The organism is Maribacter hydrothermalis (assembly GCF_001913155.1).
In the GTDB taxonomy this organism is placed as follows: domain Bacteria; phylum Bacteroidota; class Bacteroidia; order Flavobacteriales; family Flavobacteriaceae; genus Maribacter; species Maribacter hydrothermalis.
The window spans coordinates 4,200,811-4,219,962 of the sequence record NZ_CP018760.1; the positions used below are offsets into that span (position 1 = coordinate 4,200,811).

The following is a 19,152-nucleotide window of genomic DNA, read 5'->3' on the forward strand; positions in this document are numbered from 1 at the left end:
TAAAAAGCTTGCTTAGCGCGATTTTGCTAGAGCTTTTTCTCGCATAATCTGAGAAACAGGCTTATTTTGCAAATGGCTCTCTAACCAAGAAAGTATATCTAAATATAGAAAGGCCCTTTTTTCGTATGGGTGATCTTCATATTTTTTAAGTTCGGTGTATAATTTTTGAAATTCTGCTTTTAATTCATTCGGATAAATACCGCCAAGACTCCTTAAAAATTTAATCATCTCTTTTTGAACAGCATGCATATCATCCATTTTTAAAAGAAACTTATAGGTGCTTTTTAATTGTATTTCTAAATGGTAATCCATACCAGCTTCATAATGCGCAACAAGACTTAAAACACGTGCAAAACACATAAGGTCTTCACGCATTTTTAAATTCTTATTATCAATTATTTTCTTTAAATATTGAATACAAGTTTTGTTATCACCAATGCCAAAATACAAGCAAGCAATTTTGTAATAAAGTACCATAACATGGTGAACGTCTATTCTATCACGATGCTTATTAATACCATATTCTATTATTTTAACTAAATACAAGCCCTTTTCAAAAGTTCCTTCAAGGAAATGCAAATTCAATTTGTTCGCATTTATATACATAAAAACTAAAGAGTTGATATTATCGTTATCAGGAAAATCTTTCTCCTTAATCGTATTTTCTAATCGTTCTAAAACTTCTTTAAACTGGGAGCTGTATTGCACATAAAACAATGATTCTAATAAATAGTGATTACCTTTTAAAAAGAACACTGGATTAAGATAAATCATATCCTTATGTTCGTAAAATAGATCGACCCATTTACTTGCATATTTATAACAAGAAAGAAAATCTTGGGTAAGAAAACTATACCACAAATATGCCTTATATAACCAAAGCTTTTCTCGAAACCCTAAATCTTCTATATTGTATATAGGCAAATGATTGTTGAAGTAGGTTTTTACTTTTTGGTAATCCTCATCACTACGTACATAACCCACTTTTAACATCATACCATACAGTTGAAGCGAAAGATTGGATAATTTACTAGTCATTACATTATGCCCAGATAACTCTTTGGCTTGCACTGCCAACTCATTAGCTCTATCTGGTATACTACGAGTAATATATTGTGTTTCTATAATTTTCTCTAATTCAACTATTTCGTAGGCAATATTCTTTTCTTCATTTTCAATGGCTATAGTCTTTACCTTATCGAGAATTTTTAAACTTTGCTTATATAAACCTTTTTGATAAAGAATTGTTGCAAAATCTAATTGCTCTCTAATTTGAACACGAATATTTTGATTAACGGGGTTTAACCGTAAACTCACTAAAATCTGCTTATAGAGGTGCGCCTTCAAATTAGATAATTGCGCTTTTTTAACAATACCACTTTCTAATATTATTTTCTCTTCATAATGCTTAATTTTATCCAATAAATTAAAAAGCGCCAAAAATTTAGCGTCTGTATTAACTCCTAGTCTACCAACATAGAGTTTAAATTGACGCTTTTCAGATTTCGAGAGAGATTTAACCAATACAAATAAAGCATCTTTATGCACATTTGTCATCGTAATAAAAAGTATTTAATTAATTATAAACCAATATTTTAGATAAACAAAAAAGTGAATTAACGTTGTAAAAGACCTAACGAAATTCAGGTATTTTGTGAATTAAGTAATATATTCGTTCGACTAGTAAAACTACGTAAATATAATGAGTAAAGATATAGTACAAATATTTGATACGACCTTAAGAGATGGAGAGCAAGTTCCTGGCTGTAAATTAGACATGGAACAAAAATTAGTTATTGCTGAACGACTAGATTTACTTGGTGTAAACATCATTGAAGCTGGTTTTCCTGTTTCTAGTCCGGGTGACTTCAAATCTGTTGAAGCGATAGCCAAACTTGTTAAAAATGCTACGGTTTGCGGTTTAACACGTGCTGTAAAAAAAGATATTGAAGTTGCTGCAGAAGCTTTAAAATATGCCAAAATACCTAGAATACATACAGGTATTGGTACTTCTGACTCCCATATAAAATATAAATTCAATTCTAATAGAGACACTATCATTGAACGGGCAGTTGCTGCTGTTAGCTATGCAAAAACTTTTGTGGAAGATGTAGAATTTTATGCCGAAGATGCTGGCCGTACCGATAATGAGTTTTTAGCACGTGTATGTGAAGCTGTAATTAAAGCAGGTGCTACAGTTTTGAATATTCCGGACACTACCGGGTATTGCCTTCCAGAAGAATATGGCGCCAAAATGAAGTATTTGCGAGAAAATGTAAAAGGTATTGAAAAAGCAGTATTATCTTGCCATTGTCATAATGATTTAGGTTTGGCCACAGCTAATTCAATTGCAGGGGTTGTCAACGGAGCTAGACAAATAGAATGTACTATAAATGGCATTGGCGAACGTGCCGGTAACACCTCTTTAGAAGAAGTAGTAATGATTTTACGCCAACATCCCAATCTTAATTTAGATACCACTATAAATAGCAAATTACTATACGACACAAGCTTAATGGTGTCCAGTAAAATGGGTATGATGGTACAGCCGAATAAAGCTATTGTCGGTGCTAATGCGTTTGCACATAGTTCGGGTATTCACCAAGATGGTGTAATTAAAAATAGAGAAACATACGAAATTATAGACCCAGCCGATGTTGGTGTTACTGAATCTTCAATAGTATTGACCGCCCGTAGTGGAAGAGCAGCGTTAGCTTACCGAGCAAAGATTGTTGGTTATGAACTAACAAAAACACAATTAGACCTGGTTTACGAAGAATTTTTAAAATTTGCAGATACTAGAAAGGAAGTAAAAGATGAAGAAATTCATGAAATTATAGAAGCTTCTAATATTGAAATAAAAAGTATTATTTAATTATGCATTTAAATATTGCTGTTTTAGGAGGTGACGGAATTGGCCCTGAGGTCGTAGCACAATCGATTAAGTGCCTGCGCTCTGTAGAAGAAACCTTTGGCCATAGCTTTACTTTTAAAAAAGCCTTAATAGGAGCTTCCGCCATTAAAAAAACGGGAAATCCATTACCTAAAGAAACACTGGAACTTTGCAAAAATTCTGATGCTACGCTATTTGGTGCTTTAGGTTCACCTGAGTTTGACGACAACCCAAAAGCCAAGGTTTGGCCGGAGCAGGGTTTATTAAAACTACGAAAAGAGCTTGACCTTTTTGCCAATATAAGACCGGTAAAAGTTTTTCCTTCTTTAGTTAAACAATCGCCATTACCTAAAATAAGTGTACAAAATACCGATTTAGTTATTTTTAGAGAATTATCTGGGGGCATCTATTATGGCGATAAGTCGCTTAGTAAAGACCAAAACTCAGCCACGGATACATGCACCTATACAGAAGCTGAAATTAGTAGAATTACTCACTTGGCCTTTAAATCTGCCCGTTCTCGTAAAAAGAAAGTTACCCTGGTCGATAAAGCAAATGTTCTTGAAACTTCGCGTTTATGGAGACGAGTAGTTCGGTCTATTTCTGAAAGTTACCCAGATGTAGTTTTAGAATGCTTGTTTATTGATAATGCTGCTGTGCAGATGATTTTGAATCCTTCTGATTTTGATGTTATTTTAACCGATAATATGTTCGGCGACATTCTATCTGACCAAGGTAGTGTCATTGCTGGTTCCATTGGTCTATTACCCTCTGCCTCTGTAGGATTGGAACATGCCATGTTCGAACCAATTCATGGTTCGTTCCCCGACGCAAAAGGAAAAAACATAGCAAATCCAGTAGCATCGATACTTAGTATGGCTATGTTATTACAACATTTTAAAATGAACGAAGAATCTGATGCTGTTGTAGCTGCAGTTTTAAAATCGTTTTCTAAAAAAATAGTAACTCCAGATATTTTAGGCAGTTCTAAATATGGTACAAATTATGTCGGTGATTTTATTGCCGATAACATTATGGAATTAGACGGTAGTTTTAATATGAACGATGAAAATATTGGCCTTGGAAAATCTACTATTATCTAGTAACTATTCATTTATTAGCTGAGTTACAAACTCATTAAATTCTTTCTTGAATTCAACATACTTATGACCAGTTGCTGGGCCATTAAACCCAGTATGAATTTTACGTACATTACCTTTTTTATCAATATAAATAGTGGTAGGATAAGAAAGAACATGATTAATCATTGGTAACTTTTGCTGAGCTTCTTCCTTATCAACAGATCCAAATTGCGCTAACAAAATAGGATATTGAACTCCAATCTTGTCTTTTAAACGGTTTACAGCATTAAATGCCTTTTCTTGAGTTTTTGCAGATTCAAATGCTAATCCAATTACTTTAATAGTGTTATTTCCTTGTAAATAATCAACTAAAAATTTTGTTTCATCTAAACAATTGGGACACCATGTACCCATTAATTGAACAATTACCACTTGATCTTGATACGTTTCGTCACTTAATGAAATGACATTTCCGTTTGTATCTGGAAATGAAAAAGCTAATTTATCATACCCTTCATTAATATAGGTCAAAGAATTAGGATCGGGCAATTCATAACTATCATTACGTTTGGCAACAAATGGCTCCTTAGAATGATTTCCAGAATAAAAAATACCATTTAAGGTAGAATCAGTAACCTTTGCTGTAAATAAAAAAGCATGAGCCCCATCAAATGCCGATAATTTTAATGAGTCGCCATCAACTATTCCATCTAAATATCTATAATCACCTGTGGTAGTCCTAAAAGTACCCGTTACTACATTTCCTTCTTGCAAAAAAATACCTTTACCCGCATACTCATCACCAGTATTAGGATTAAAATTAGTTTCCCAAATTCCAGACACATCTTGGTCGGCGTACAAATTCACTACATCAAAACGGTCTTCTTTACCATAATTGGCTTCAAAAGGAACAATTCTATCTAAACTCTCTTTTATAAATTGTCCAGTAATTTTATTCTCAGAAAATTTACCCGCTAAATATCCTTCAAAAACAGGTGTTTTTATAGTTATAGAATCGCCTGTAATTTCAATCTCGTCAATATTTATAACCTCTTCGGCATTAAATATTTGCATTGAATAATTACCATTAACCGTTTGATTAACTTTTAAATTAAATGGTAAAATCTGATTATCCATTACATCCAATTCAACCCTCCATAGACCTTCTGCTATATTTAGATTATTAACTTTTGGTTTACATGAAAACAAAAGTGTAAAAATGATAAGTATTATAATACTATATCTCATATTCATTTTAATTTTAATTTCAATTTTCAAGTAACGATTTAAAAAGGACAATTAAAAATCTAAAGAAACACTTAATAGCTTATAGAATGTATACAGCCATTGTTTTATCTTTGCAAACTATAAAAGTTTTCAATGAAAATATCATACAACTGGTTAAAACAGTTCATACAAATAGATTGGGAATCGCAAAAAACAGGCGAACTTTTAACTGATTTAGGATTAGAAGTAGAAGGAATTGAGCAGTTCGAATCTGTAAAAGGTAGCTTAAAAGGTATTGTTGTAGGTCATGTTTTAACTTGTGTAAAACACTCCAATGCCGATAAACTAAACATAACAACAGTAGATATAGGCACTGGCTCACCACTTCAAATTGTTTGTGGCGCTAAAAATGTAGCTGTTGGCCAAAAAGTCCCTGTTGCAACAATAGGTACAACACTATATACTCCAGAAGGGGAAGCATGGACAATTAAAAAAGGTAAAATTAGAGGTGAAGAAAGTCACGGTATGATTTGCGCCGAAGACGAATTAGGACTGGGTACCAGCCACGATGGTATAATGGTTTTAAATCCCGATTTAATTGCGGGTACACCATGTTCGGAAATTTTTGATGTAGAATTAGATGAAGTTTTTGAAATAGGGCTTACTCCTAACCGAGCTGATGCCATGAGTCATTTTGGTGTTGCAAGAGATTTAAAAGCAGGGCTAAAACAAAAAAAAATATCGAAAGAATTAATAACGCCATCAACCAGCCATTTTAATATTAATGATCGTTCTTTAAAAATAGATGTTGATGTTAAGAAAACTGCTTTAGCACCACGCTATTGTGGTGTAACCATTAGCAATCTCATTATACAACCCTCACCTACTTGGCTACAAAATAGATTGAGAGCTATTGGTCTTACACCTAAAAACAATGTTGTAGATGCTACTAATTATGTTTTGCATGAATTAGGTCAGCCATTACATGCCTTCGACGCTGCAAAAATAAAAGGAAATAAAATTATAGTTCAGACCCTCGCAAAAGGAACAAAATTTGTAACGTTAGACGGCATTGAAAGAGTATTACATGAAGATGATTTAATGATATGTGATACCGAGAAACCACTTTGTATTGCTGGTGTTTTTGGAGGAATAGGCTCGGGAGTTACGCAAGAAACTACTTCAATATTTTTAGAAAGTGCTTATTTTAACCCTGTTTCTATTAGGAAATCTGCTAAAAGACATGCTTTGAATACTGATGCTTCTTTTAGGTTTGAGCGTGGTATTGATATAGAAAATGTGGAATATAGTCTTAAAAGGGCAGCTTTATTAATTAAAGAAATTGCTGGTGGTGACATTACCTCCGATGTAATAGATCTTTATCCGAATAAAACGGCAAATTTTGAAGTGTTTTTGGCTTTTGAAAAAATAAATAAGCTTATAGGACAAGAAATTCCGCAGGATACCATAAAATCTATATTAGCTTCCCTTGACATAAAACTTAAAAATGTCACGGAAACAGGTATGGGGCTAGAAGTCCCTTCATACAGGGTCGATGTACAACGACAAGTTGATGTTATTGAAGAAATACTTCGGGTTTACGGCTATAATAATATAACTTTTAACCAAAAGTTAAACGCTTCAATTGCTACTACAAAAGCAACTGAAGATCACAAAATTCAATCTACCATAGGTAATGTGCTAGCCGCAAAAGGATATAATGAAATTTTAACAAATAGTCTTACTAATCCCAATTATAATAAACTATTGGGTGAAGAAGAAGCTAACAATAAATCTATTGAAATAATAAATCCGCTAAGTGGCGAGTTATCTGTTTTACGTAAATCTTCGTTGTTTTCCGCACTAGAATGCACTAGTTATAATATCAATAGAAAAAGAGCTAACCTGAAATTATTCGAGTTTGGTAAAACATATCATTCTGAAAATAATAAAAGAGTTGAATCTAAATATTTAAGCATATTACTTACAGGAGATTCTATTCAAGAAAGCTGGACGAATAAGGCAGTACCTGCAAATTTCTTTGAGCTTAAAACCATTGTTGAAACAATTCTTAGGCGCCTAGGTATTGATAATTTAAAAAGTGAACCAACAACTTCAGCCCTGTTTGCTGAAGGATTGAACTTTACATTTAAGAAAAATACTTTAGTATCATTTGGATTAATAAAAAAGTCGATTCTTAAACATTTTGATATGAAACAAAATGTTTTATATGCCGATTTTCATTGGGATGCAATTTTGGATTTATTAATGACTACTCCTATAAAATTTAAAGAGATTCCTAAATACCCAGAAGTAAAGAGAGATTTTGCGCTTTTATTAGACCAAAAAACAACTTATAAGGAGCTTTATGATATAGCATATGGAGCAGAACGCAAATTCTTAATAGACTTTACATTGTTTGACGTTTATGAAGGCAAAAATTTACCTGAGGGCAAAAAATCGTATGCTGTTAGTTTTACGTTACAAGATGATAAAAGTACATTGACAGAAAAACAAATTGAAAAAATAATGTCTAAACTACAAACTGCTTACGAAACTAACTTAGGTGCAAGCCTACGGTAATTAAAGCATTCTTTTAGGTAAAAATACCGCGTCTATTTCGTGGATAATGCCGTTTGATTGATTAGAATCAGCAGTAACGATTATGGCCTTGTTTCCGGCTTTATCTGTCAAAACTATATCTATACCATTCATTGTGGCGGTAATTTTTTCACCTTGTATCGTAGTAAATTTGGCTGAACCCTTACCTCGACTCATAGCTCTTAATATTGTCGAAGCGGAAAGCTTGCCGGCTATTATATGATAAGAAAGTATAGCTTTAAGGACCTTCTTATTTTTTGGATCGTACAACTTAGTAATCGTTAAAGGTGAGAGTTTTTCGAATGCTTGATTTGATGGTGCAAAAACTGTGAACTTCCCTTTATAAGCTAAAACTTTATCTAAATTTGCTGCTATTAACGCACTATGCCATGTAGATTGATTTTCGAAAGTAGCTGTTCTTTCTATTATTGAAATTTCAGTAGCAGAGGCTTGAGCCAATACTTTTTGTAAACTAGTTTCAATTCTATCCTGTGCTTTTGTTTGCAACCCAAAAAATAGGACACACAGGGACACGAGGGATGTCCATTTTTTCATACAGTAAGTTCAAAAGGGTAAATAGTTTTAAAAATCGACAAACTGCACGATTTCTCCGTTAATATACAATTAGAAGTGATATTCTCCTAGCCTAATTAGCTCTAGACTTAATTTTAACATTTTGTTAACTTAGATTTGTGACTGCTTAAAATTCTACAAATTTTCTAATTAGCTAAATTTGAGTATGTTGCTAAAAAAAAACACATGTTACTTTCAAAAACCAATATTGCTGAAAAATTAACTCAAGCAAAAACTAAAAGCTATACTTCTGAAGCAGATAGACTAAAGGAAATATATTCTATTTTTTCAGAATTAGATACGCAATTCAACCGTATAGGAAATAATATTAACAATGGTAATGGAACACCAGGCAACAAGTTTAATTTAGAACTATTACAAACCCAAAACATATACCATACGAATGAAATAAAGCAAATATGCATTGATTATAGATTACGTTTTTTAGATACTAAATATTTTAAGGGTGAAATACCCTCAGAGGCACTTTCAATAATTAAATCTTTAGAAAAAACCCATCAACTAGAGATTAAAGGATTTAAGATAATTGCACCTTCAAAATTATTTAAATTAGAAGACAAGGACGACCCTATACTATTTGCACCAATTGGCAATGGATACTTTTACTTAATTCACAAATGGGGCAATGACCTTCATCCATTAAGAAAAATACTAATGTGGCCATTTAAAAGTATTGTAAACCTAACTGTATTAGTTTTATTACTAAGTTTTTTAATTACTTTAATGGTACCTGAAGGACTCTTTTCTAAAGCAAATTCAACAAAAGAGTTTCTGATTCTTAACTTTTTTATGTTTAAATGCGTAGCAGCCGTAGTTATATTTTATGGCTTTGCATTAGGTAAAAATTTCAATCCTGCAATTTGGAACAGTAAGTATTTTAATAGTTAGAAGAATTGATCTTTTATTGGCACCGCCAAAGGGTATAATACCCCGAGGCTTGCCTCGAAATTAAAAGTTCGTTTCGAGCGAATGCCTCGTGGGCTTGCCCCGAGGTAGTTTACTTTACAAATATTGTTTGCGGTACTCCGTCTAAATTTATGTTGTCAATAATTTTAAGTTCTGGAGCCGTACTAACCCGTAAAACCCCACCCTTACCTGCCTGGTTTTTCTTTTGATAGCCTATTAGCATATACTTATTGTTATCATCATGCGCTATTGCTGATGTAGAACCAATATTATATTTGACATTAATTTCTGATTCTGATAAGAAATTTTCAAATAAATACACAACCGTATTATTAGTTTGAAAATCATATATAGCCGGAACCATATCTATTTCAGCATCAAGAATTGCTTTTTGAAAATACATTTTACCGGTTATATCTAAAAAAGAGTCTTTAGTAGTTGTAAAATTAGGTTCACTATTTTCTCCATAAGTTGTATATGTTTTATCTAAAGAAACTGGATCTATAATTGTATGAAATTCCGGATAGCTAATAATTATTTGCTCAAGACCATTCTTAAATAGTTTTTTTGCATTAACACCTAAATCCAGTTCTATTAGCTCTTCATTTGTACTTAGATCAAATACTGATAAATGAAACTCGTCCGTAACAAATTCATTTAGAGTTAAGACAAATAATCTATTTGCAGAAGAAATTAAATCTATTGGTTTTTTATCTAAAATAAGTTCAATATAGGGCTCTGATGTTTCATTCTTAGAATAAATACGTACTACTTTCTGACTATCTTTTCCAGGTAAATCCATTTCATAAGAAATCATTACGTATTTATCTGTATGGGCTATGGAAGTAATCTGTATAGCACAAGGTTCAATATCATTAAACATCTCTAATAACATAGCCTCATTGCTTATTACATTATACCACTGTATATAGCCCTTACAGTTGCTAGTATAATAGAAACTAATATCATTTGAAGTTCTAAACTTCTTATAGGTAGAAGGAATGTTCGCGAAAGTAGACAATTCACCATTTACTGTTAATTCTCCATTTAACGCACTAAGCTCTAATGCACTCAATTGGTTATTCTTTGATAAAAAGACGGTATAATTGACTGGAATCCCAGTTTCTTCTATTTCTGAAGATGCCGATGAAGATTTATCGCACGAAACGAAACTAAAGGCCAGCACAAAGCAGACCATAAGATTGTAGGTTTTCATAAAACATTGATTTGGGTTAATCTATTCTATGCGTTTTAAGCGTACATCTTATTACGCTGTTCCTTTAATGCCTTGTCAGACATATACTCATCAAACGTAGAATACCTGTCAATGTTGCCTTTAGGTGTTAATTCTATAATTCTATTTGCCACTGTTTGCGCAAACTCATGATCATGGGTAGTTAGTAATACAGTACCCTTAAAATTCTTTAATGAATTGTTGAATGCAGTAATACTTTCAAGGTCCAAATGGTTCGTAGGTTCATCTAGCATTAATACGTTAGCACGCATTAACATCATTCTACTTAACATACAACGTACTTTTTCTCCTCCAGATAGCACGGTACATTTTTTCAGCGCTTCTTCCCCACTAAATAACATTTTACCTAAGAATCCACGAATATAAACTTCTTCTCTTTCTTCTTCGGTTTTTGCATACTGGCGCAACCAATCTACAAGATTAATATTGTCCGTAAAAAATTCTGAGTTATCAGCAGGCAAATATGATTGTGTAGTTGTTACGCCCCATTGAAAAGTACCTTTATCTGCTTTTCTATTACCATTTATAATTTCATAGAATGCTGAGGTTGCTCTTGAATCTCTTGAAATTATTGCAATTTTATCCCCTTTAGCCAAATTGATATTAACATTATCAAAAAGTAATTCTCCATCCTCCGTTGTAGCTGATAAGCCTTCAACATTTAGGATTTGATCACCTGCTTCCCGTTCTCTATCAAAAATTATAGCAGGGTATCTACGGCTAGATGGCTTAATATCATCGACCTTTAATTTAGAAAGCATTTTTTTACGTGATGTGGCTTGCTTACTTTTTGCCACGTTTGCACTAAACCTTGCAATAAACTCTTGCAATTCTTTTGCCTTTTCTTCTGCCTTCTTATTTTGTTGCGCTCTTTGACGGGCTGCCAGTTGGCTACTTTCATACCAGAATGTATAGTTACCCGAATACAGATTTAACTTGCCGAAATCAATATCGCCAATATCGGTACACACGGTATCCAAAAAGTGACGGTCATGACTTACTACAATTACCGTATTTTCATAATCTGCTAAAAAGTTCTCTAACCAACTTATTGTTTCATAATCCAAATCGTTGGTAGGCTCATCCATTATTAAAACATCAGGATTTCCGAATAAGGCTTGCGCAAGAAGCACACGTACTTTTAATTTAGAATCAAGTTCTGACATTGGCGTAAAATGTAAATCTGCATTAATACCTAGATTCGAAAGCAGTGCCGCAGCATTACTATCTGCGTTCCAACCATTCATTTCTTCGAACTTTACCTGTAGCTCCCCTATTCTATCCGCATTTTTATCATCGTAATCCGCATAAAGCGCATCTATTTCTTTTTTTATTTCATAGAGTGGCTTATTACCCATGACCACCGTCTCGAGAACGGTATAGGCATCTGCCGAGTTATGATTTTGTTCTAGTATAGACATCCTCTTACCTGGTTCTAAATGAACATGACCCGAGGTAGGATCCATTTGGCCAGCAAGTATTTTCAAGAAAGTAGATTTACCAGCACCGTTGGCGCCAATAATACCATAACAATTACCTTGGGTAAATGAAACGTTTACTTCATCGAATAATACTCTTTTCCCAAATTGTACAGATAGATTAGATACTGATAGCATAGTGACAAAATTTTAAAAATCCGTGCAAAAATACTGAATATATTAGCTTTAACTATCTAGTTTGCCATCAATTTTCTACAATCGTTTTTAAATAAAAGCTAAACAACATTTAACTAGGCATTAACAACAACTGGAAATAAGGTTTATTATTTTTGACTAGGATCATTTCCTCATATTATATGGCAAGACTTTTACTCTCTACATTCATAGTTTTTTTAGTGAGCTGCTCCACGGCAAAAAAAGAATCGGAAGCTGTTTTATTTGCTGGCGAAATTGTAAATCCTACAAGTACCCAGGTAATTCTTATGAAAGGGAACGAAAAAATAGATTCTGCCCTTATAGACAGTAAAAATAGATTCAAGTTTAACTTACCATCTATTGAAAATGGATTATACCATTTTAATTTATCTCCAGAATACCAATATGTTTATCTAGAAAAAGGAGATAGCCTTATGGTTAGGCTCAATACTATTTATTTTGACGAATCATTAGTTTTCTCAGGTAGTAATGAAGAAACAAATAACTTTCTTTTAGAACTCTTTCTTGCTGCTGAAGAAGAAGATTCTGCCATGTATACAGATTATTATGAGCTAGAACCAAATGATTTTTTGGAAAAAATAAAGTCTTTAAAAAATGAAAAAATAAAGCGCCTAAAAGAACTAAAGGCCGAAACTACCATGTCTGAAAATGGCTTTGAATTATTATTAGGAAGTATAGACTACACTTATAATCGATACAAAGAAATATATCCTTTTCAGCATAAAAGAAAAACTGCTGAAGAAAATCTACATGATTTGCCTAAAGATTTTTATTCCTATAGAAAAAATTTAGATTTCGACAATCAACATTTAACTTATCTGAGGCCATATTATGATTTTATGAAGGCGCATTTTGGAAACTTATCTTATATGAGTTGCCTACATGATTGTAACAATAGAAATTCAGAATCTAGTAAGCAACTACATTTTAACAAACATAAACTTCACTTAATTGATAGTTTAGTCATAGATAAAGATTTAAGGGACAACTTATTTAGAAATGTAGCTTTTGACTATCTTCTAAAAAAGAAAGATGCCCCAGAAAACACGGAAATCTTTTTAAATGAGTTTAAGACGGTTTCTAAAAATAATATGCATATTGAGGAAATTGAAAATCTTTACCAAGGCATAGCCAACCTTCAGCCTTCTAAAATTATACCTAATTTAAATGTTGTATCATTTGAAAATGAAAATATAACTTTAACCGAAGTTGCAAAAAACAAAAAAGTTTTATTCTATTTCTGGTCAGGAAGCAATAAAAAACAATATCAAGATATCTTCAAAAGAATTGCCGAATTAAAAGAAAAGAGGCCAGATCACGAATTAATAGGGATAAATATTAAAACTGATTTTAATGACTGGAAAGTTATTCTAAAAACTCTTGGAATAGATTCTACTTCACAATACCACAGCAATAACTTTAAAGAGTTGACAGAGAAATTAGTTTTATACCCTATAAATAAAGCTATTATTACCGATAATGCCGTTATAGTTGATGGCTTTTCTAATATATATTACAATTAACAAATTGTTTTTTTAACAGTAAATATGGGTATTAATGACTATTGTGATTCTCCAGTAATTTTTCAAACCAAAGTCCTGGCAATAAATTCTTAAGGGTCAACGATAGCTTTTGAATAAACGATCCCACTCTATAATGCGGTTTTGGATTTTTGGTCTCAATAATTTTAGCAATTATTTTACCCACTTCTATTGGGTCACCACCACTATCTACATCAGCATCTATAGCTTCCAGTGTACTTGAATAATCTTTTTTATACGGTGATTTTTCATAAACTGGTGCATGATATCTGCCAGCGGCAATATTAGTAGCAAAATCACCTGGAGCCACTGTCGTGAACTTTACACCAAAACATTTTGTTTCAAATCTATAGCTTTCTGTAACCATTTCTAAAGCTGCTTTAGATGCGGAATAAATTCCTCTAAATGGTAAACCCATATACCCAGCTATAGAGGTTATATTGATAACTAGCCCCATTTTTTGCGCTCTCATTATTGGTAGCACTTCATTAATAACACGCAATGGCCCATTAAAATTTGTTGCAAATGCATTTACTACTTCCGATTGTGGAGTTTCTTCCATAGGTCCTGTTATGCCCACACCTGCATTATTGACCAATACATCTATTCTTGATTCTTTTTTAATCAGAGCCGCAATACATGTTTTTATAGTTTCTATATTTTGAACATCCATTTCTAAAAGTGGAAAATCTACAAACGACGAATATTTAGATAGGTTTCTTGTAGTACCATAAACAATATATCCTTTTTCTTTAAGATGCAGACCTATGGCTTTTCCTATACCCGATGACCCACCTGTAATTAGAACTACTTTTGTTTTCATTTTATAGAAAATTAAGCGACGCTAAATTAAATATTGTATTGATTTTGAAGATGTTACCTACATTCCACATAGCTGAATTTAAGGCATAAAAAAAAGGCAAGCTACCTACATCGCACCGCTACGACCATATACCCTTGCTGCGTTCCCGCCCTGGGGGATTCTACAGGAGCTGGTCGTGTAGGACTTGCCAGGTGCAAATATACAATCTTTTAAATCTTTCCCAATCGTTTTAGTTTCTATTTTTATGAATTAAATTACCTTGCAAGAATAGTAAACAATCTTACTACAAAATCTTAAATTAAACTTATTAAAATGAGTGCAGTTAAATTTTATTGTATAGTTCTAATTACCAGCATATTTGCTTCATGTGGTAGCGGCAATCAAAAAGCATCATCTTTGTTTGAAATTAAACTAGAAGATAATCTCAATCAAATTAACCAGAATAAAAATGTAGGTATTCGCATAGAAAATAAAAAAAATAAGGAAATTGAAAACGTAGTTTATATTATTGACGGACGTGAACTTCCTGTAAATAATGGTAAGATTACAATCGATGTACCAACATTAGGCTCTAAGGTATTAACTGCAAAGATTTCTTTTGAAAATGAAACAATAGAAATCAATAAGAATATTAAAGTTCTTTCAGAAAAAGCTCCTGAAATTTATACCTACACCATTATTAATGAATACCCGCACGACACAAAAGCGTATACACAAGGGCTAGAGTTCCATAATGATACCTTATATGAGTCTACCGGTAAAAAAGGAGAGTCATTCTTAAGAAAACTAAACTTTAAAACAGGTGAAGTATATGGGCAAATAGATTTAGACAATAGTTATTTTGGCGAAGGTATTACGATACTTAATAATAAAATTTACCAACTTACATGGCAAAGCGGTCTTGGTTTTATTTACGACTTAAGAACATTTAAAAAGCTCGACAATTTTCAATACGGTAAAAGTCGCGAAGGCTGGGGCTTAACTAATGATGGTTCTAAACTATTTAAAAGTGATGGTACTGAAAAAATTTGGTTTTTAAATCCAGATACTTTGACAGAGGAAGGTTATATTGAAACTGTCACCAACTCTTCAATTTTTAATTCTGCAAATGAGCTTGAATTTGTTAACGGTAAAATTTATGCCAATGTATATCAAAAACCTAGTGTAATGATCATTGATAGCAATACTGGTGCTATTGAAGGCGTTATTAATTTTAGTGGTCTTAGCGATATTATTACTAAAACAGCAAATTGGGATAAAGTAAACTATGTTTTAAACGGTATTGCTTACCACCCAGATAGAAAAACATTTTTTGTTACCGGTAAGTATTGGGATAAAATGTTCGAAGTACAAATCCACAAAAAATAGCATGAACGGTTTTAAAAAAAAAATAATTGTTTCTAAGGACGATTTAGATGATTTAAACCACGTTAACAATGTACGCTATGTTCAGTGGATTCAAGATATTTCTAAAGAACATTGGCAGGCAGAAGCATCTCAACAAATGCAAGAAGAAGTTATTTGGGTTGTTCTAAGCCATCATATTGAATATAAAAATGCAGCAGTTTTAAATGACCCTATTCTTATTTCTACATATATAGCATCAAGCTCTGGGGCAAAATCTATTAGAGTAGTAGAAATGTATCATGGTAAAACCAATAAATTATTAGTAAAAGCAAGTACCGAATGGTGTTTACTTCATAGCAAAACTTATAGACCCCTAAGAATTCCCGAAGAAATTAAAGATGTATTTCTTTAATAAAATACTTTAAAATACTACTTACGTGTTAACCAGAATCATTATTGCCCTCCTTGTTTTATTTGGTATTCTTTGGAGTACCTCATGCAGAAAAGATTTTGAGTACACCCAAAGCCAAGGAAACCTAACTTTTTCAAAAGATACGGTTTACTTGGATACTGTCTTTGCATCTATAGGCAGTAGCACATATACTTTAAAAGTATACAACAACTCCAAAGATGATATTTTAATACCTAGTATATCGCTTAAAAATGGAACAGAAAGTTTTTATAACCTTAATGTAGATGGCGTTGCTGGTAAAGCCTTTAACAATGTACCCCTTTATGCCCAAGACAGTCTTTTTGTATTAATAGAAACGACCATTGAAATAACGGATACCACAATTAGCGAATTAATATATACCGATGCTATTCAATTTAATAGCAAGTCGCATCAACAATCGGTAGAATTGGTTACCCTTGCAAAAGATGCCATTTTTTTATTTCCAAAAAAGAATGACGAATTTAATACAGAAACTATCACATTATATAATGACGAATTAGGAAAACCAATACAAGTGAATGGATTTAACCTAACTAATGAAGAATTAAATTTTACAAATAATAAAGCTTATGTTATTTACGGTTATGCCATAGTTCCTGAAGGTAAAGAGCTAATAATCGATGCGGGTGCACGAGTTCATTTTCATAAAGACGCTGGATTATATGTACAAAACAACGCAAAAATTACGATAAATGGAGAACTAAGTACCAATGAGGAGTTATTAGAAGGTGAAGTTATATTTGAAGGTGATAGACTTGAGCCTGAATATGAAGATTTACCGGGCCAATGGGGTACGGTTTGGATAAGTGCTGGCAGTACTCAAAACTATATAAATCACTTAACCGTTAAAAATGGACAAATTGGTTTACATGCCGAAGGTGCTACTACGAACACGGAAAATACCTTACTAATAGAAAATAGTAAAATCTTTAATAATAGCAGAAATAATCTATGGCTTAAAAACGCTGAAGTTCAAGCATCTAACTTAATCTTAGGAGGCGCAGGGAAGGCATCTTTACTAATAGAAAATGGCGGTAATTATAGTTTTATACATTCTACTATCGCTAATTATTGGACTAAAGGATTTAGAATAAACGCCTCCTTAGAAATTAGTAATGCATCGTTTACTGATCCAGAAATTGGTTATGATTTAGAAAGCGCCAATTTTAAGAATAGTATAATTGATGGTAACAATTTAAATGAAATGCGGCTAACAGCTAATGGAACCAATGCTTTTAATTTTAATTTTCAAAACTGTTTTATTAAATTATTAGAAAATCAAAATACAAACAACGCTGTTAATTTATATTACTTTACTAATACAGAATGGTACGCTGATATATTATTTAATGTTGAAGCCGACTATTTTTTACCTTCTAAAAATGATTTTAGAATAGGCTTAGTTTCAAAACTTATTAATATGGGCGATATTGATGCGGCCACCACTACCCCAATCGACATCCTAGGAACACCTCGATTGCCTGCTCCAGATTTAGGTGCTTTTCAAGCAAAACAGAAAAATTAACTCCGATTAGCATCCAATTAATGAAAGATTTTTCTCTCAAAGCCCCTGTAAACATTCATTTTATCAATATGTCCTCCGTTTTTATAAGGACATTCTAGGTCATCATTTAAATACCTATGTCTAATTTCGTAGTAGACACTATAACTTTTGGATTACACGTACACCATAATCGATTCAGATGCGGTTTCAAATTTGCAGTTACATGCATTTTTGGGTGAATACGGTGATTTTGAATGTGTAAATACGACTAGTGATCCTACTGACGGACTGAACGATATTCTAAAATATTCTCCAGATGTCGTTTTTATCAACCTAAATAATGACTACGCCTCCATTTTTTTAATGGTAACCGAAATTCACCAATACGTAAATGAACTTCCAATTTTAATAGGTATTGCATCTACTAAAGATTATGCTTATGATGCCATTAAAAATGGTTTTTTCGATTATTGGTTAAAACCATATAACGAATTCGATATTCGTAAATCGTTATTAAAGCTTAGAAAAAGGATGCCAAAAGAAAAGGCGCCAGATACTTTAATATTAAAATCTTACAACGATTTTCAGTATTTGAATACCAATGATATCTTATATCTAAAGGCAGATAACAATACCACCGAGTTCTTTATGAAAGACGGGACTATTATTAATGCCTACAAAACACTAAAAACCTTTGAGAATACGTTACCTAATAACTTTATGCGTATTCACCAAAGTTATATTGTAAACACCAGCTATGTTTCGCGTATAAATTTCGGTAAATCTATTTGTGCCTTAAAGGCGGTAAATGAAAATATTCCTTTTTCAAAATCGTATCGCGACAATATGGAAAACCTTAAAGATCTTCTTTCAAAAAACACCCTCTCCAACCTTAATTAAAGAATTCTCTTACAATTAGGTCATATACTAGCAGAACTAGGTCATTTACTTAAGACCTCCTATTTTACACTTTCTACTTCTAAAAGGGTTTTACTTTAGTATTATAATTAACTAAAAACCCCTAAAAACAAACAGAACATGAAAAAAGTAACAAGTATTTTAGCAGTAGCAGTAATGGCATTAGGTATGGCAGTATCAGTTGTAGAAAGCACAGCGAGCGAGTTTGATTTTATGAACGATATTTCTAAAGCTTTATCTTGTAATGATTGCTCTACACCTCCACCAAATAGAAGAGGCGGTCAAATTGCTTAATTACAGTATTAAAAATATTAAAATGCCTTTAATGTTCACGTTAAAGGCATTTTTTATA

The 19,152-nt window shown here is 32.5% G+C and carries 16 protein-coding genes and 1 other RNA gene; 10 read left to right on the forward strand and 7 right to left on the reverse strand.

What is annotated here, in order from left to right:
* Positions 1-12 precede the first annotated feature (12 nt).
* Positions 13-1,557: a hypothetical protein gene (locus BTR34_RS18140; protein ID WP_068484684.1), complete on the reverse strand. Its 1,545-nt coding sequence runs from the start codon at positions 1,555-1,557 to the stop codon at positions 13-15.
* Positions 1,558-1,702: 145 nt separating this feature from the next.
* On the opposite strand from BTR34_RS18140, the gene BTR34_RS18145 reads away from it, so the two are divergent.
* Together BTR34_RS18145 and leuB are read left to right on the forward strand one after the other, a co-directional pair.
* Positions 1,703-2,875, forward strand: coding sequence for a 2-isopropylmalate synthase (locus tag BTR34_RS18145; RefSeq protein WP_074472164.1), 1,173 nt, complete (start codon positions 1,703-1,705; stop codon positions 2,873-2,875).
* A 2-nt stretch (positions 2,876-2,877) separates the two neighbouring features.
* Positions 2,878-3,996 carry a 3-isopropylmalate dehydrogenase gene (leuB, locus tag BTR34_RS18150; RefSeq protein WP_068484683.1) on the forward strand — a complete coding sequence of 373 codons (1,119 nt, stop codon included), beginning with the start codon at positions 2,878-2,880 and terminating at the stop codon, positions 3,994-3,996.
* Positions 3,997-3,999: 3 nt separating this feature from the next.
* On the opposite strand, the gene BTR34_RS18155 is transcribed toward leuB, so the two are convergent.
* Entirely contained in the window at positions 4,000-5,223 is a 1,224-nt protein-coding gene (locus tag BTR34_RS18155) for a peroxiredoxin family protein (RefSeq protein ID WP_068485011.1), read from the reverse strand.
* 132 nt (positions 5,224-5,355) lie between these two features.
* Here BTR34_RS18155 and pheT point away from each other — a divergent pair, with 132 nt between their 5' ends.
* The gene (pheT, locus tag BTR34_RS18160) at positions 5,356-7,785 is read left to right on the forward strand and encodes a phenylalanine--tRNA ligase subunit beta (protein ID WP_068484682.1); all 2,430 of its coding nucleotides are present in this window, start codon (positions 5,356-5,358) and stop codon (positions 7,783-7,785) included.
* Here the strand turns inward: pheT and BTR34_RS18165 are convergent, their stop codons facing one another.
* Positions 7,786-8,358, reverse strand: coding sequence for a fasciclin domain-containing protein (locus tag BTR34_RS18165; RefSeq protein WP_068484681.1), 573 nt, complete (start codon positions 8,356-8,358; stop codon positions 7,786-7,788).
* Positions 8,359-8,562: 204 nt separating this feature from the next.
* Between BTR34_RS18165 and BTR34_RS18170 the strand changes: the two genes are divergently transcribed.
* Positions 8,563-9,285: a hypothetical protein gene (locus BTR34_RS18170; protein ID WP_068484680.1), complete on the forward strand. Its 723-nt coding sequence runs from the start codon at positions 8,563-8,565 to the stop codon at positions 9,283-9,285.
* Between the two features lie 109 nt (positions 9,286-9,394).
* On the opposite strand, the gene BTR34_RS18175 is transcribed toward BTR34_RS18170, so the two are convergent.
* Positions 9,395-10,519, reverse strand: a complete 1,125-nt coding sequence (locus BTR34_RS18175; RefSeq protein ID WP_157483836.1) for a hypothetical protein — start codon at positions 10,517-10,519, stop codon at positions 9,395-9,397.
* A gap of 35 nt (positions 10,520-10,554) precedes the next feature.
* On the reverse strand, positions 10,555-12,174 hold the full coding sequence (locus BTR34_RS18180; protein WP_068484678.1) for an ABC-F family ATP-binding cassette domain-containing protein: 1,620 nt from the start codon (positions 12,172-12,174) through the stop codon (positions 10,555-10,557).
* A gap of 179 nt (positions 12,175-12,353) precedes the next feature.
* On the opposite strand from BTR34_RS18180, the gene BTR34_RS18185 reads away from it, so the two are divergent.
* On the forward strand, positions 12,354-13,736 hold the full coding sequence (locus BTR34_RS18185; RefSeq protein ID WP_068484677.1) for a transaldolase: 1,383 nt from the start codon (positions 12,354-12,356) through the stop codon (positions 13,734-13,736).
* 31 nt (positions 13,737-13,767) lie between these two features.
* On the opposite strand, the gene BTR34_RS18190 is transcribed toward BTR34_RS18185, so the two are convergent.
* Both BTR34_RS18190 and ffs read right to left on the reverse strand, forming a co-directional pair.
* On the reverse strand, positions 13,768-14,577 hold the full coding sequence (locus BTR34_RS18190) for an SDR family oxidoreductase (protein WP_068484676.1): 810 nt from the start codon (positions 14,575-14,577) through the stop codon (positions 13,768-13,770).
* Positions 14,578-14,668: 91 nt separating this feature from the next.
* Positions 14,669-14,767: signal recognition particle sRNA small type (ffs, locus tag BTR34_RS18195), an RNA gene on the reverse strand.
* 122 nt (positions 14,768-14,889) lie between these two features.
* Here ffs and BTR34_RS18200 point away from each other — a divergent pair.
* The 5 genes from BTR34_RS18200 to BTR34_RS18870 all read left to right on the forward strand — a co-directional run bounded on the left by BTR34_RS18200 (position 14,890) and on the right by BTR34_RS18870 (position 19,094).
* Positions 14,890-15,945, forward strand: a complete 1,056-nt coding sequence (locus tag BTR34_RS18200) for a glutaminyl-peptide cyclotransferase (protein WP_068484675.1) — start codon at positions 14,890-14,892, stop codon at positions 15,943-15,945.
* A 1-nt stretch (position 15,946) separates the two neighbouring features.
* Entirely contained in the window at positions 15,947-16,336 is a 390-nt protein-coding gene (locus BTR34_RS18205; RefSeq protein WP_068484674.1) for an acyl-CoA thioesterase, read from the forward strand.
* Between the two features lie 25 nt (positions 16,337-16,361).
* Positions 16,362-17,903, forward strand: coding sequence for a hypothetical protein (locus tag BTR34_RS18210; RefSeq protein WP_068484673.1), 1,542 nt, complete (start codon positions 16,362-16,364; stop codon positions 17,901-17,903).
* Positions 17,904-18,050: 147 nt separating this feature from the next.
* Positions 18,051-18,782 carry a LytR/AlgR family response regulator transcription factor gene (locus tag BTR34_RS18215; protein WP_068484672.1) on the forward strand — a complete coding sequence of 244 codons (732 nt, stop codon included), beginning with the start codon at positions 18,051-18,053 and terminating at the stop codon, positions 18,780-18,782.
* 138 nt (positions 18,783-18,920) lie between these two features.
* Positions 18,921-19,094 carry a hypothetical protein gene (locus tag BTR34_RS18870; RefSeq protein WP_157483833.1) on the forward strand — a complete coding sequence of 58 codons (174 nt, stop codon included), beginning with the start codon at positions 18,921-18,923 and terminating at the stop codon, positions 19,092-19,094.
* Positions 19,095-19,152 lie beyond the last annotated feature (58 nt).

Coding starts and splice junctions, on each gene's coding strand:
- BTR34_RS18140 (WP_068484684.1), bottom strand. CDS start 1,557: ATGACAAATGTGCATAAAGATGCTTTATTTGTATTGGTTAAATCTCTC.
- BTR34_RS18145 (WP_074472164.1), top strand. CDS start 1,703: ATGAGTAAAGATATAGTACAAATATTTGATACGACCTTAAGAGATGGA.
- leuB (WP_068484683.1), top strand. CDS start 2,878: ATGCATTTAAATATTGCTGTTTTAGGAGGTGACGGAATTGGCCCTGAG.
- BTR34_RS18155 (WP_068485011.1), bottom strand. CDS start 5,223: ATGAGATATAGTATTATAATACTTATCATTTTTACACTTTTGTTTTCA.
- pheT (WP_068484682.1), top strand. CDS start 5,356: ATGAAAATATCATACAACTGGTTAAAACAGTTCATACAAATAGATTGG.
- BTR34_RS18165 (WP_068484681.1), bottom strand. CDS start 8,358: ATGAAAAAATGGACATCCCTCGTGTCCCTGTGTGTCCTATTTTTTGGG.
- BTR34_RS18170 (WP_068484680.1), top strand. CDS start 8,563: ATGTTACTTTCAAAAACCAATATTGCTGAAAAATTAACTCAAGCAAAA.
- BTR34_RS18175 (WP_157483836.1), bottom strand. CDS start 10,519: ATGAAAACCTACAATCTTATGGTCTGCTTTGTGCTGGCCTTTAGTTTC.
- BTR34_RS18180 (WP_068484678.1), bottom strand. CDS start 12,174: ATGCTATCAGTATCTAATCTATCTGTACAATTTGGGAAAAGAGTATTA.
- BTR34_RS18185 (WP_068484677.1), top strand. CDS start 12,354: ATGGCAAGACTTTTACTCTCTACATTCATAGTTTTTTTAGTGAGCTGC.
- BTR34_RS18190 (WP_068484676.1), bottom strand. CDS start 14,577: ATGAAAACAAAAGTAGTTCTAATTACAGGTGGGTCATCGGGTATAGGA.
- BTR34_RS18200 (WP_068484675.1), top strand. CDS start 14,890: ATGAGTGCAGTTAAATTTTATTGTATAGTTCTAATTACCAGCATATTT.
- BTR34_RS18205 (WP_068484674.1), top strand. CDS start 15,947: ATGAACGGTTTTAAAAAAAAAATAATTGTTTCTAAGGACGATTTAGAT.
- BTR34_RS18870 (WP_157483833.1), top strand. CDS start 18,921: ATGAAAAAAGTAACAAGTATTTTAGCAGTAGCAGTAATGGCATTAGGT.